This is a genomic window from Klebsiella sp. X13 (genome assembly GCF_003323835.1).
In the GTDB taxonomy this organism is placed as follows: Bacteria; Pseudomonadota; Gammaproteobacteria; order Enterobacterales; family Enterobacteriaceae; genus Klebsiella; species Klebsiella ornithinolytica.
The window spans coordinates 270,229-283,905 of record NZ_CP030874.1 but is presented as its reverse complement, the minus strand read 5'-3'; the positions used below and the strand labels follow the sequence as shown (position 1 = coordinate 283,905).

The window sequence follows — 13,677 nt, the reverse complement described above, 5'->3', positions numbered from 1 at the left end:
ATGACCGAATTGCTTACGCCACGGCTGCACTGTTCACAGCTGAAGCAGGAGGACTGGTCTTTTTTTCTCGCTCTGCAGAGAGATCCGCAGGTGATGCTTTATATAGCCGATTCACGTCCGCTGTCTGAAATACGCGAGGCCTTCGATTCGCGTATTTCACCGTGGTCGCCAGGGGCAAAACAGTGGCTGTGCCTGGTCGTGCGCGACAGGGAAACCCGCATACCGCTGGGTCTGACCGGCTACCTGCACCATGAAGGCGGCTGCGCCGAAGTGGGCTTTTTATTTACCCCGGCAGCGCAGGGGCGCGGCTATGGTTATGAGTCCCTGCGTGCGCTCTGTGATTTTGCCTTCAGCGCCGGAGGCGTACGTCGGCTGACCGCCACGGTCACCGCCGGAAATATAGCCTCGCGAAATCTGCTGCAGAAAACCGGTTTCCTGCAGGAGGGTGAGCTGCGCGAATGCTACTGGCTGAACGGACGCTGGCATAATGACTGGCTGTTTGGCCTGCTGCGTCGCGATTATCACACGCTGAAGATATAAGCTGAACGCGGTGCCTCTCCGCAGACGGAGAGGCGATTACGATTACAGGAACATGCCGCCGGAAACTTCCACGCGCTGCGCGTTCATCCATCTCAGGTCATCGCTCAACAATGCCGCGATCGCATCGCCGATGTCATCTGGCAACCCTACCCGACCCAGCGCCGTTTGCGCCGCAATATGCTGATTAACCTGAGCATTATCCCGTACCACTCCACCACCAAAATCGGTTTCTATCGCTCCTGGCGCGATAATATTAACGGAAATCCCGCGCCCTCCCAGCTCCTTGGCCTGGTAGCGCGTCAGCACCTCCATCGCCCCTTTCATCGCCGCATAGGCGGCATAGCCCGGCAGCGCGAAGCGGGCCAGCCCGCTCGACACGTTGAGGATACGTCCCTTATCCGCCAGCAGCGGCAGCAGGCGCTGGGTCAGGAAGAACGGTCCTTTAAACTGGATATTCATCAGCTCATCAAATTGTGCTTCGCTGGTCTCTGCAAAGGGGACGTTTAAACCGATGCCGGCATTGTTTAATAAATAATCAAAGGTATCGCGCTGCCAGCGCTGTTGCAGCAGCTGAGCCACATTCTGAGCGAAAGTGTCAAAGCTCGCCGTATCACCGACGTTCAATGCCAATGCCGCGGCTTTCACCCCTTTTTGCTCAATTTCATCCACGACGTCCTGGGCAGCCTGCGGGTTGCTATGCCAGGTGAGAATAATATCGGTTCCCTTCTCTGCCAGCTTCAGCGCTGCATTTTTTCCCAGTCCACGGCTGCCGCCGGTCACTAAAGCGATACGTTGTGTCATCAGAAAACCCCTTCTCAGTTGCGTTTGTCTGGTGAAAGAGCTTATTAGCTGCCATCGAAACAATAAATGCGCTAAATTACGTTTTACTGTTCCAATATTAACAACAATAGGGTTTCGGTATGGATAAAATTCACGCAATGCAGCTGTTCATCCGCGTCGCTGAGCTGGAGAGTTTTTCCCGCGCCGCCGAAACCTTAAGCCTGCCTAAAGGGAGCGTCTCGCGCCAGATTCAGGCGCTGGAAAACCATCTGGGGGTGCGCCTGCTGCACCGCACCACGCGCCGGGTTCAGCTCACCCAGGACGGGATGGTCTATTACGAACGCGCCAGAGATCTGCTCAGCAATCTCGATGAGCTGGACGGCATGTTTCAGCACGATCCGGCCACCATCAGCGGCCGCCTGCGGGTGGATATGCCGGTCGGGCTGGCCAGGAAACTGATCATTCCGCGCCTGCCGGCTTTTTTACAGCAGTACCCGGGGATTGAACTGGAGCTGAGCAGTAGCGACCGGCTGGTGGATGTGATTCGCGAGGGATTTGACTGCGTGGTGCGCGTCGGCACGCTGAAAGACTCCGGCCTGATCGCCCGTCCGCTGGGTAAGCTGACGCAAATTAACTGTGCCAGCCCGCAGTATTTATCACGCTTCGGCTACCCGACCACGCTCGACGATCTGGCCGGTCATGCCCTGATCCACTATGCCAGCACCCCCGGCGCCCGGCCGCTGGGGTTTGAGGTGATGAGCGATGGCGTCGTCCAGTGGGTGAAAACCGGCGGCACGCTTACCGTCAACAGTACGGAAACCTACCAAGCCGCCTGCCTGGCCGGACTGGGGATTATCCAGGTTCCACGTACCGGCGTCCGCGAAGCGCTGCGCACCGGCGAGCTGATTGACATCCTGCCGCAGTATCGCGCGGAACCGCTGCCGGTATCGTTAATCTATCCGCACCGACGCAACCTTTCCCGCCGGGTACATCTGTTTATGGAGTGGCTGGGGAGCGTGATGAAAGAGTACGTCGATTAGGCGACGCCGCCCTTTATCCGCCGGGTCCCAGGCTGTCGTGCGGACGCTTCACAGGTCGATGAAGGATTTTACGTATATAATTTTGAAGAATCTCGCTGTAAATAAAGGAAGAAATCACTCATGACATCGGAAAACGACGCGAAACGCCCGACCCAGGATCCGGGCCAGCCGCCGGAAAAAAGTAAAAGCCCGCTGGCCGCCATCAACGACTCTGCCGTGGCGCAGAAGGCGAATCAGGCGTTAAAAACCGTCACCGGAACAGCAGAAAAAGTTCAGAGAAACCCGATTATTGCGCACCTGCTGCGCGCAACCGAACGTTTTAACGACAGAATGGGAAACCAGTTCGGCGCCGCCATCACCTACTTCTCGTTTCTGTCGATGATCCCGATTCTGATGGTCTCCTTCGCCGCCGCCGGTTTTGTGCTGGCCTGGCACCCGACGCTGCTGCAGGATATTTTCGATAAAATCCTGCTGAATGTCAGCGACCCCACGCTGGCCGCCACGCTGAAAAACACCATTAATACCGCCATCCAGCAACGCACCGCCGTTGGCCTGGTCGGTCTGCTGGTCGCGCTCTATTCCGGTATTAACTGGATGGGCAACCTGCGGGAGGCGATTCGCGCCCAGTCGCGCGACGTCTGGGAGCGAGCGCCGCAGGACCAGGAAAAGATCTGGATGAAATACTTCCGCGATTTTATCTCGTTGATCGGCCTGCTGGTGGCGCTGGTGGTGACGTTATCGATAACCTCCGTCGCCGGTTCCGCGCAGCAGATGATCATCTCCGCGCTCTATCTCGATAATATTGAGTGGTTAAAACCGGCCTGGCGGCTGATCGGCCTTGCTATCTCCATCTTCGCCAACTATTTGCTGTTTTTCTGGATCTTCTGGCGTCTGCCGCGCCACCGCCCGCGGCGCAAGGCGCTGATTCGCGGCACCCTGATTGCGGCTATCGGTTTTGAAATCATAAAAATGATCATGACCTGGACGCTGCCCGCGCTGGTGAAATCGCCTTCCGGCGCCGCCTTTGGCTCCGTATTAGGCCTGATGGCCTTCTTCTATTTCTTCGCCCGCCTGACGCTGTTCTGCGCGGCGTGGATCGCCACGGCCGACTACAAAGATGACCGTCGGATGCCGGGCAAAGCCCACGATTGACGCCCTTTCGGGCTGAAGAGAGGTACAAAATTCAGCCCGAATCATCATTTCAGCAGATAAATCCAACGTGTAACTTTTATTTAACTCAAAACTGGTTTTATCTACTATTGTTTTATTTATGTGAAGCATTTCATAGAAGTTATTTTTCCGGCACACAAATTATCCGCTTTTTGGCTGTTTTTTCACCAACAGCGCCCTCTGTTACAGATTGAAATGTCCCTTTTGCTGTGGCTATATGACCTTTCGTTCGCTAAAAAATAAGAAAGATCTATGCAAGCCACAGCCACCACACTCGACAAGCCGCAGGAAACCGCTCCGGTTAACTCGCGCAATAAAGTCGTCGTCGCCTCCCTCATCGGCACCGCCATTGAGTTCTTCGACTTTTATATCTATGCCACCGCCGCGGTGATCGTCTTCCCGCATATTTTCTTCCCGCAAGGTGACCCGGCCGCAGCTACGCTACAGTCGCTGGCGACGTTTGCCATTGCCTTTATCGCCCGTCCGATTGGCTCTGCGCTATTTGGCCACTTCGGCGATCGCGTTGGCCGTAAGGTCACGCTGGTCGCTTCGCTGCTGACCATGGGGATCTCCACGGTGGTTATCGGCCTGCTGCCCGGCTACGAGAGCATTGGTATTCTTGCACCGATGCTGCTGGCGCTGGCGCGCTTCGGCCAGGGTCTGGGACTGGGCGGCGAATGGGGCGGTGCGGCGCTGCTGGCGACTGAAAACGCCCCTCCGCGCAAACGCGCGCTGTACGGCTCTTTCCCGCAGCTCGGTGCGCCTATCGGCTTCTTCTTCGCCAACGGCACCTTCCTGCTGCTCTCCTGGCTGCTGACCGACCAGCAGTTTATGGCATGGGGCTGGCGCGTACCGTTTATCTTCTCCGCTGTGCTGGTGATTATCGGGCTGTATGTGCGTGTGTCGCTGCACGAGACGCCGGTGTTCGCCAAAATCGCCGCCGCGAAGAAACAGGTTAAAATTCCGCTGGGAACTCTGCTGACCAGGCATGTGCGCGTCACCGTTCTGGGCACCTTTATCATGCTGGCGACCTATACCCTGTTCTATATCATGACCGTCTACTCCATGACGTTCAGTACCGGCGCCGCGCCGGTGGGTCTCGGCCTGCCGCGGAACGAAGTGCTGTGGATGCTGATGATGGCGGTGATTGGCTTCGGCGTGATGGTGCCGGTGGCGGGCCTGCTGGCCGACGCGTTTGGTCGTCGTAAGAGCATGATCGTGATTACCTCGATGATCATCCTCTTCGCGCTGTTTGCTTTCAAACCACTGCTGGGCTCCGGTCAGCCGGTGCTCGTCTTTGCCTTCCTGCTGTTGGGCCTGAGCCTGATGGGGCTGACCTTCGGCCCGATGGGAGCGCTGCTGCCGGAGCTGTTTCCGACGGAAGTTCGCTACACCGGCGCCTCGTTCTCGTATAACGTTTCGTCGATTCTCGGCGCCTCCGTCGCACCGTATATTGCCGCCTGGCTACAGGGCAACTATGGTCTGATGGCGGTCGGCCTCTACCTCGCGGCCATGGCCGGGCTGACGCTGATTGCGCTGCTGTTGACCCACGAAACGCGCCATCAGTCGCTGTAATCCCTTACTGCCCGGCGCACCGCGCCGGGCACGCGTCCTCCGTCCGCTTACTTTTTCATCTGCGATAAAATCGCCCGGCACTGATTGGCATCCCCTTCCGCAGGCGATACCAACGCCAGCAGGGCCGCCGCCGGCGTGACTAATGTCGCCAGCGCCGCCGCTACCGCGCCGCGCGCAATCAACGGCCCCGCCTTCACCCCGGCATTCGGCGATTGAAAGGTCCCGCGCACGTACAGCGGAGAACGTAGGGTAATAATACGCAGCCCCTTACTCTCCGGATCAATGGTCAGATCGAGCTGTTCCGAAGCAAAGCTGGCGGTACCGGTCACGTTAATCAGCGCATTTTCGGTATCAAAGGCAAAAATCTGCGGCCGCGCCACGCCGTTAGTTACATTGATGTTTGCCGCCGCGCAGTTCACCCGGACCTCATCATCACCAAATATCTGCCCGATAACGTAGTTACCCACGTTCAGGCCGAGGATTTCCATCAGGTTGCGGCTAATCAGACCGTCGTTCATCAGCAGCTTGAGATTCCCGTTGCTGTTGCCCAACAGGGCCGCCACCGAATTACCGCTCCCGCGTAGCTGTACGTCGCCATTCATCTCCCCGAGCGTCTTCTGCATCATCTCGACTTTCGGCATCAGGGCCTTCAGCTTCAGACGCCGCGCCTGCAGATTGGCTTCCCCCTGCAGCGGTTTCTTATTGCCCTGCAGATGGAGGCTGCCGGCAATGGTGCCGTTCGCCAGACCAAAGCGCAGCGGCTGCAGACGCAGGTCACCTCGTTGCAGGATCACATGGGTAGAAAGGTCGCTAATCGGCAAGCTGCCGCCGTGCTCAATCCGCCCGCCTTTAAAGCGCACATCGGCGTCCATCAGCTGCCATTTATCGGTGTCAAAGCGATCGTAGGGCAGCACTTTCCCGGCAGGCTGCGCTGAGGCCGTGCCTTTACGTTGCTCGCCTCCGGCGGCTTTTGTGCTCGCATTCACGCCAATGAGCGGGCCGAGATCCGCCAGCCGTAGCTGTCGTGAAGCAACATCGCCCTCCAGCTTCGGCCGCGGTTTGCCGGTGCTGTAGGTCAAGGAACCGTGGATATCACTCTCGCCAATCCGCCCGTTAAAATCACGATAGGCGAAACGTGCGCCTTGCGGATCCTGAAAAGTGGCCCGCAGATGGCCGTCGGTCGAGAAGGCCGGCGTATCCGGGAGCACGACGCCGGTCAGGTCGTACAGGTCCCGCAGCGACGCCCCGGAGAACTTCAGGCGCAGATCCACGCCCCCGAGATTGAGGGGATCGCTGACCGTGCCGCTAAAGGCGACCCGGGTATTTCCGGAGCGAAAGTCCCCCTGCAGCGGGAACGGCTCCCCCTCGCTGCGCAGCGCCAGCATGCCGCCGATTTTACCGCTGCCCTGCAGCGGCTGCCCGTTATAGGTCCCCTTCGCCTGCAGGCCAAAAATATAGTCTCCGGCTTTTTCCGCCCCCTCTTTGCCCTTCTCGCCGCTCACCTCGCTGAAGGGCAGCGGCTTGCCGAGGGGATCGACCAGGATCGTGATATCCGCGCGCGTCACCTTGTCATCAATGGCGATCCGTCCGCGATCGAACAGAATATTATCCAGGCGGAAAGACCAGCCGGAAGAGGCGGAGTGCTCGGTAGACGCGGCGTCGGAGGCCAGCGTAAAGGTCCAGTTATTATTTTTTTCCGACAGCCGAATCAGGCGGGCATCGGGCTGTTCCAGCTTAATCCACGGCAGATAAACGGTTCTGGTAAGCAGCGCCAGCGGCGCCAGGGTGGCTTCAACTCGCGGCAGATGCACCATAGTGACCTGAGGGATCGCCGGCGGGTTGCCGAGAACAATATCTTCGGCATGGACGTGCGGCCAGGGGATCCAGCGCCGCCAGCCGCGCTCGCCAGGCTGGCGCTCCCAGACAACGCCGAGGTCGCCGCGAATCGCAAACGGACGATTCAGCTCGGCTGAGACCTTCTGGTTGATCGTCGGTTTCAGGCGATTCCAGTCAAAGGTCGCCAGCACGATGAAAAACAGAACGATCGCTACGAGTATCGTTCCCGAGATAATGGCAATCGTTTTACGGGTTCTGGTCATCCCCTCTCCGCTCCTTTTGCGTCTCGTCAGTCCTGAATATAGTTGAAAAGCACATCTTTCTCTGACAAATGCGCTTTTCGTCACATTCCACGCGTCAGGTCAAAAAAATAATGGAACATTGTTTTAATATAATTGACCATAAAAACGGCGCGGCGCACACTGGCGCGCATTCGATTCCATCTCAGGTCATGATTATGTCTAAAAAAATTGCCGTCATTGGCGAATGTATGATTGAGCTGTCAGAGAAAAACGCGGCGGTAAACCGCGGATTTGGCGGCGATACCTTAAACACTTCCGTCTATATTGCGCGCCAGACCGATGCCAGCGCACTTGCCGTCCACTACGTTACCGCGCTCGGTACGGATGGATTCAGTCAGCAGATGCTGGACGCCTGGCAGCAGGAGAATGTCCACACCAACCTGATTCAGCGTATGGCCGACCGCTTACCCGGGCTGTACTACATCGAAACCGACGATACCGGCGAGCGCACCTTTTATTACTGGCGTAACGAGGCGGCGGCAAAATTCTGGCTGGAGAGCGGGCAGGCAGCCGCAATCTGCGAAGAGCTGGCCACCTTTGACTATCTCTATCTCAGCGGAATCAGCCTGGCCATCCTCAGCCCGACCAGCCGCGACAAGCTGCTGACGCTGCTGCGCGAATGCCGCGCTAACGGCGGGAAGGTCATTTTTGATAATAACTACCGCCCGCGCCTGTGGGGCAGCCAGGAAGAGACTCGCGAGGTCTATCAACAAATGCTGGCCTGCACCGATATCGCCTTCCTGACGCTGGATGACGAAGATGCGCTGTGGGGTGAAAAGCCGGTCGATGAAGTGATTGCCCGTACTCATGCCGCAGGCGTGCAAGAGGTGGTGGTGAAGCGCGGCGCGGATTCATGCCTGGTGGCGATCGCCGGCCAGCCGCTGCTGGATGTACCGGCCGTGAAACTGGCAAAAGAGTGCGTAGTGGATACCACCGCGGCAGGCGATTCGTTTAGCGCCGGCTATCTGGCGGTGCGTCTGACCGGCGGTGATGCGGAGTCTGCCGCCAGACGCGGCCACCTGACGGCCAGCACGGTCATTCAGTATCGTGGGGCGATTATCCCGCGCGACGCGATGCCGCAGTAATCCCGGAAAGAGCGTTACGCTTCAGCCCGGGAACTCCCGGGCTGTGGCTGCATTACTGCGCTGAGGGGATATCCGAGGCATCGTTATGCACGTCAGCCGCGCCGCCGCTGGTTGCCGCAGCCGGGGCTGGCATCATCAGCCTTTCCCATGTCGCCTTCAGATCCTTCATATTGTATTCCGGCTCACCCTGCGGTTGCTGCAGTACCAGCGCCATATCCTGCGACAGCTGCTGGCGCAGATACTGGTTCAGCATATCCACGGTCAGAGAGTCCAGAAACTCCTGACGCAGCTTCTGATACTGCTCCGGCGCGATGTCCACCACCTGGTTTTGCAACGAACGGATACGCTGGCTAATCAGAATATCGGTATCGGTGCGCGCGTAGGTGGCGAACAGCTTTTGCAGCTCCAGATTTTTCTGCGCAATCAGCGCATCAAACTCTTCTTCCGGCAAGCCGTTATCGCGTACCTTCGCCAGTTCGCGGGAGACGGCGGTCAGGTTTGCGTTGAGTTTGTTGCCCGGTGATTCAATATTAATGGCGCACTGAGCACGCTGATACAGCACCCGGCAGTCAAAGCCGAGGTTAACGTCTTTCGCGTTGCTCCTGCTCAGGCTCTGTTGCACATGCCAGAACAGCGCTTCACGCGCCAGATCGTCACGCCAGTAGCGCTGCAGAGCCACCGAGTCGCGAATCGGCTGCCACGGGGAATCCCACATGATCGACAGCTTATCCTGACGCACCGTCCTGGTCATGATGCTCACCGGTGTCGTCGGGAGCGGCGCCAGCGTCGGCACCGCCGCCGGCGTTTCGCGTTTGCCCTTCAGCTCGCCAAAGGTCTTGTTGATCTGCTCCGCCACGCTGCGGCTATCGACGTTCCCCACCACGATCAGCGTCATGGCATCCGGGGTATACCATTTCTGATAGAACGCCTTCAGCTGGGCAATATCGACCGGTTTTTTCAGCGGGGCGCCTGGATCATGTCCCAGCATCGTGGAACCTTTCAGGCGATAGCGCCACCAGCCATCTTTCGTGTCCAGCGGCCAGGTCGCCACCATGTCATCTCCCTGCAGGGCATGATTCACCGACTCTGGCGTCACGACCAGCTTTCCGCTGGCATCCGACAGCCAGCTCAACGCCTCTTTCAGCAGATCGTTGCGGTTATTCGGCAGGCTGAGATTAAACATGGTGTAGTTATACGAGACAAGCGCGGGCGGCATCGGACGATTGGGGTCAATGCTTTGCTGCCATAGCGAACGCGCCTGCATTGTCGGCAGACTGCCGCTCTGCGTCAGCGCCAGACGAGGAATAAAGTGGCTAAAGCCGCTCTGCTGAGTGCTTTCGCTCAGCGAGCCAATATTTACGAACAGACGGACTTCAATACGATCGCTAGGGCGCTGCGGCGTGGCTAAAACCTGCCACTGAAGTCCATTAGCGAGAGTCCCCTGTTGCCAGGCCGGGTCCGGCTGGAGCGCTTCTGCTTGCACATAACCGGCTGCTGCCATCATCAGCAAACCACCCGTTAACAGTCGAATTTTTGTGCCCTGCATGTGAACCCCTGATGAACATTCCTGGTTACAAAAGCAACCCGCGCACGGGCTGCCAAAAAATATGGTGAACGAAGTACGTCGGTTAGACCACGCGGAGATGAAAATGTCGCACGGAGACGTAAAATAATCATTTCGTATCATTCCCCTGCGGCGGGGAATGATACCTAATTATGCGCAGGAGCCCGGAGTCCAGCAAGGACAACGGGCCTAACAGAAGGATTTAAGAGGATAATTCGTGCGATTTGTTGGTCGGCTCGCGATTATTCAGGACATCATCCAGCTGCTTGCTGTCCAGTTCTTTCACCCATTTTGCCACCACGATAGTCGCCACACCGTTGCCCACCAGGTTGGTCAACGCGCGTGCTTCAGACATAAAGCGGTCAATCCCGAGGATTAGCGCCAGACCGGCGACCGGTAAATGCCCGACCGCAGAAATCGTTGCCGCCAGAACGATAAAGCCGCTCCCGGTCACCCCCGCCGCTCCTTTTGAGGAGAGCAACAGCACGACCAGCAGGGTAATCTGGTGGAAAATATCCATATGGCTGTTCGTCGCCTGGGCAATAAACACCGCCGCCATCGTCAGATAGATCGAGGTCCCGTCGAGGTTAAAAGAGTAGCCGGTTGGAATCACCAGCCCCACGACCGATTTACGACAGCCCAGCTTCTCCATCTTGTCCAGCATACGCGGCAGCGCCGATTCGGACGAAGAGGTCCCAAGGACAATCAGCAGCTCTTCACGGATGTAGCGGATGAACTTGAAAATGCTAAACCCGGTCACGCGGGCAATCGAACCCAGTACCACCACCACGAACAGGATACAGGTGATATAGAAACAGACGATCAGCTGGCCCAGTTGCACCAGGGTGCCGACACCGTATTTCCCGATGGTGAAGGCCATGGCACCGAAAGCACCGATTGGCGCAAGGCGCATAATCATATTGATGATGCCGAAGATCACCTGCGAGAAACTTTCGATGACGTTAAAAATGAGCTGGCCTTTGCTCCCGAGACGATGCAGCGCAAAGCCAAACAGCACGGCAAACATCAGTACCTGAAGGATATTGCCGCTGGCAAAGGCGCCGATGACGCTGCCGGGGATAATATCCAGCAGGAAGGCGACAATGCCCTGTTCTTTCGCCTGCTCGGCGTAGACCGCTACCGCATGGGCATCCAGGGTCGCCGGGTCGACGTTCATTCCGGCGCCGGGTTGCACCACGTTAACAATAATCAGGCCGATAATCAGCGCAGCGGTACTGACCACTTCGAAATAGAGTAGCGCCACCGCACCGGTACGGCCGACGGCTTTCATACTTTCCATCCCGGCAATGCCGGTCACAACCGTACAGAAAATAACCGGCGCGATAACCATTTTTATCAGTTTAACGAAGGCATCGCCGAGAGGTTTCATCTGCGCGCCCAGTTCCGGGTAGAAATGGCCCAGCAGAATACCGATCGCAATGGCCGACAAAACCTGCACATAGAGGCTTTTGAAGAGAGAGGTTTTCATAGGGTGTCCTTTGGGTAAAACCACAGACCTTGAAGGGGTATAGGCTGTCTGTGGCTTAAAAGTAACACCAGGGAAACATTTCAGAAATAACTAACCGCAAAAATGCAACGGAATTGTTAAAAACTTTGAGCTGACACGCACAAGTTCACCACCCGCGTTACAAGCTTGCACCCCCTTCATTCTTGCCGCGCAAGAACTGCGTCATAAAGGCCTCCTGCGACAAAGCGCAACCAAACAGGAACCCCTGAACAACATCCACACCGGCCGCCTGCAACCAGTGATACTGCGCTTCTTTTTCAACTCCTTCCGCCACGATGCGCAGATTAAGGCCGCGTGCCAGCTGGATAATCGCCGGAACCATGCTGGTATCCTCGGGCAACATATCGATAAAGGCTTTATCGATTTTCAGGATATCGACCGGCAGCGATTTCATATGCTGGAGCTGACGCAGCCCGGCGTAGCCCATCCCGAAATCATCCAGCGCAATCCGCACGCCCGCCTCACGCAGCGGACGCAGCAGCGACACCACCGTCTGCGGGTCGTCCAGATGACGGCTTTCCGTAATCTCCAGCACCAGCGTCCCAGGCGCGATGCGATAGCGATCCAGTAATGTCAGCATCTCGGTACCGCGATCGTGGTGCAGCAGCTGCAGCAGCGAAACGTTCACCGACAGCGGCAACATGATGCCCAGGCTTTGCCATGCGGCCAGCTGGCGGCAGGCTTCTTCCATCACCCAGTAACCCACCGGCACCATCAGCCCACAGGCTTCAATGCGTTCAATCAGATCCGCAGGGAGCGACCAGCTTCCGTCGGGCTGGCGTTGTCGCAGCAGCACTTCCGCTCCGCAAACCTCACCGCTGGCGGCATCAACCTGTGGCTGGAGCCAGATAGCGAACTGATGATTATCCAGCGCGGTAAGGATGTCGTGTTCTTCCATCAGCCGACGCTGGGCTTTTTCCATCTGGGCCGGATCGAAGAATTCAATCTGGTTTTTACCTTTATGCCGCGCGGCGATAGCGGCAGAAAATGCCCGACGATAGAGCTGTTCCGCGCTCAGTTCGCCGTTAAACATCGCAATACCCACGCTGGCGCAGGGGCGCAGTTGAATACCCTGCAGCGGCAGCCGTTCATTTATGACAGTGAGCACTTGCTTACTTAATGTCGCCGCGTGCCACGGCTCGCTCATTCCGTGGGCCAGAATGGCGAAGTCATAGCCGCTAATCTGAGCCAGCACCATCCGCGGCGGGATGATCCCCCGCAGCTTCTCCACCAGTGTCAGCAGCAGGATCTCGCGCTGGGTCTCTTTCAGTACTCCCGCGGTGTCCTGCAATGTTTCGCAGGCGATAACCAGCAAAGCTGAGCTTTGCGGCCGGGCGACGGTCTGCTCCAGCAGGGCCATCAAAAAGGCCTTATTCGGCAGCTCGGATACCGGGAAGCGGGTGGACTGTAAGGTCAGCTCATCGTGCTGACGCAGCAGGGTCTGCTGGTTTCGGTTATAGCTGCGCACCAGCAGGCCGATTTCATCATCATGGTGCAGACGCGGCAGCGTCAGCTGGTGCCCGAGCCGGTCCTGCGGCGCAACATCATTGAGCTCACGAGCCAGCTTACGCAGCGGACGGACGATCAGACGGTTGATACACCATGTGATAGCCACCGTCAGAATAAGCACCAGCAAGAAGTAAGCAGTCACTAACGTAGAAAGTACGCTCATGACGAATTTGTAGGTCTGCCAGGAGTCGGCCTGCAGCACCAGATAGGCTATCGGCTGCGGGTTGGCTGGCCTCTCCAGGGAGTAAATCGGCAGGGAGATCTGTACCGGGAGTTCGAAAACGCGGGTCACCATCACCGGTACCGGACGCTCCGGGATAAACCGCATCCGCAGCGCCTGAAATTGATTGGGCAACACCACATCCGCCCGGCTGACAATACCAGCAGGCTGGATACGCCCCAGAATGGCTTCCGCCTCGGGGATATCCGCTTTCAGGATAGCCGCCGACAGAGGTTCGCGAACGGAACGAGCGATACTTTCTAATTGCGTGGCCGTAATGAAGCGACTCTGTTGCACAAAGTGAAACAGCAAAATAGAACAAAATACCAATACAAACGCCATGGACACGCCCGCGACCATCGCCATCTGTTTAATTGTAAGTGAGCGGCTGACGCGCAACTGGGTTCTCCACTGATACTTAACACCTACCCGGTTTCATTCCATCAAAACCGGTCGTTTTCAGGCTGATTATATACTTAAATCCTTCGCCCACGTCCGCAAGGGGTGACGTGACGTCTGCGGGTTATT

General features: G+C 57.4%; 10 protein-coding genes. 5 read left to right on the top strand and 5 right to left on the bottom strand.

The window, feature by feature from the left end:
• Entirely contained in the window at positions 1-540 is a 540-nt protein-coding gene (locus tag DSD31_RS01310; protein WP_004868697.1) for a GNAT family N-acetyltransferase, read from the top strand.
• Between the two features lie 42 nt (positions 541-582).
• Here DSD31_RS01310 and DSD31_RS01305 read toward each other — a convergent pair whose 3' ends face one another.
• Positions 583-1,341, bottom strand: coding sequence for an SDR family NAD(P)-dependent oxidoreductase (locus DSD31_RS01305; protein WP_004868698.1), 759 nt, complete (start codon positions 1,339-1,341; stop codon positions 583-585).
• Positions 1,342-1,460: 119 nt separating this feature from the next.
• Between DSD31_RS01305 and DSD31_RS01300 the strand changes: the two genes are divergently transcribed.
• The 3 genes from DSD31_RS01300 to DSD31_RS01290 all read left to right on the top strand — a co-directional run bounded on the left by DSD31_RS01300 (position 1,461) and on the right by DSD31_RS01290 (position 5,105).
• A complete protein-coding gene (locus DSD31_RS01300; protein WP_004868701.1) occupies positions 1,461-2,360 on the top strand; it encodes a LysR family transcriptional regulator in 900 nt (299 codons plus the stop codon).
• 120 nt (positions 2,361-2,480) lie between these two features.
• Complete coding sequence (yhjD, locus tag DSD31_RS01295) at positions 2,481-3,512, top strand: inner membrane protein YhjD (RefSeq protein WP_004868703.1); 1,032 nt, start codon at positions 2,481-2,483, stop codon at positions 3,510-3,512.
• Positions 3,513-3,782: 270 nt separating this feature from the next.
• On the top strand, positions 3,783-5,105 hold the full coding sequence (locus DSD31_RS01290; protein ID WP_004868705.1) for an MFS transporter: 1,323 nt from the start codon (positions 3,783-3,785) through the stop codon (positions 5,103-5,105).
• Positions 5,106-5,152: 47 nt separating this feature from the next.
• Here the strand turns inward: DSD31_RS01290 and DSD31_RS01285 are convergent, their stop codons facing one another.
• Positions 5,153-7,204, bottom strand: a complete 2,052-nt coding sequence (locus DSD31_RS01285; RefSeq protein WP_064359704.1) for an AsmA family protein — start codon at positions 7,202-7,204, stop codon at positions 5,153-5,155.
• Positions 7,205-7,398: 194 nt separating this feature from the next.
• Between DSD31_RS01285 and kdgK the strand changes: the two genes are divergently transcribed.
• A complete protein-coding gene (gene kdgK, locus DSD31_RS01280; RefSeq protein WP_015585562.1) occupies positions 7,399-8,328 on the top strand; it encodes a 2-dehydro-3-deoxygluconokinase in 930 nt (309 codons plus the stop codon).
• Positions 8,329-8,380: 52 nt separating this feature from the next.
• Here the strand turns inward: kdgK and DSD31_RS01275 are convergent, their stop codons facing one another.
• The 3 genes from DSD31_RS01275 to hmsP all read right to left on the bottom strand — a co-directional run bounded on the left by DSD31_RS01275 (position 8,381) and on the right by hmsP (position 13,548).
• Complete coding sequence (locus DSD31_RS01275; protein WP_004868711.1) at positions 8,381-9,874, bottom strand: M16 family metallopeptidase; 1,494 nt, start codon at positions 9,872-9,874, stop codon at positions 8,381-8,383.
• A gap of 220 nt (positions 9,875-10,094) precedes the next feature.
• Positions 10,095-11,381, bottom strand: coding sequence for a dicarboxylate/amino acid:cation symporter (locus tag DSD31_RS01270; RefSeq protein ID WP_004868713.1), 1,287 nt, complete (start codon positions 11,379-11,381; stop codon positions 10,095-10,097).
• 157 nt (positions 11,382-11,538) lie between these two features.
• On the bottom strand, positions 11,539-13,548 hold the full coding sequence (gene hmsP, locus DSD31_RS01265) for a biofilm formation regulator HmsP (RefSeq protein ID WP_113990790.1): 2,010 nt from the start codon (positions 13,546-13,548) through the stop codon (positions 11,539-11,541).
• Positions 13,549-13,677 lie beyond the last annotated feature (129 nt).

What these genes read in the sequence shown, in the direction of transcription:
- DSD31_RS01310 (WP_004868697.1), top strand. Translation starts at nt 1, where the DNA reads ATGACCGAATTGCTTACGCCACGGCTGCACTGTTCACAGCTGAAGCAG.
- DSD31_RS01275 (WP_004868711.1), bottom strand. Translation starts at nt 9,874, where the DNA reads ATGCAGGGCACAAAAATTCGACTGTTAACGGGTGGTTTGCTGATGATG.
- DSD31_RS01285 (WP_064359704.1), bottom strand. Translation starts at nt 7,204, where the DNA reads ATGACCAGAACCCGTAAAACGATTGCCATTATCTCGGGAACGATACTC.
- DSD31_RS01300 (WP_004868701.1), top strand. Translation starts at nt 1,461, where the DNA reads ATGGATAAAATTCACGCAATGCAGCTGTTCATCCGCGTCGCTGAGCTG.
- yhjD (WP_004868703.1), top strand. Translation starts at nt 2,481, where the DNA reads ATGACATCGGAAAACGACGCGAAACGCCCGACCCAGGATCCGGGCCAG.
- DSD31_RS01305 (WP_004868698.1), bottom strand. Translation starts at nt 1,341, where the DNA reads ATGACACAACGTATCGCTTTAGTGACCGGCGGCAGCCGTGGACTGGGA.
- DSD31_RS01270 (WP_004868713.1), bottom strand. Translation starts at nt 11,381, where the DNA reads ATGAAAACCTCTCTCTTCAAAAGCCTCTATGTGCAGGTTTTGTCGGCC.
- DSD31_RS01290 (WP_004868705.1), top strand. Translation starts at nt 3,783, where the DNA reads ATGCAAGCCACAGCCACCACACTCGACAAGCCGCAGGAAACCGCTCCG.
- kdgK (WP_015585562.1), top strand. Translation starts at nt 7,399, where the DNA reads ATGTCTAAAAAAATTGCCGTCATTGGCGAATGTATGATTGAGCTGTCA.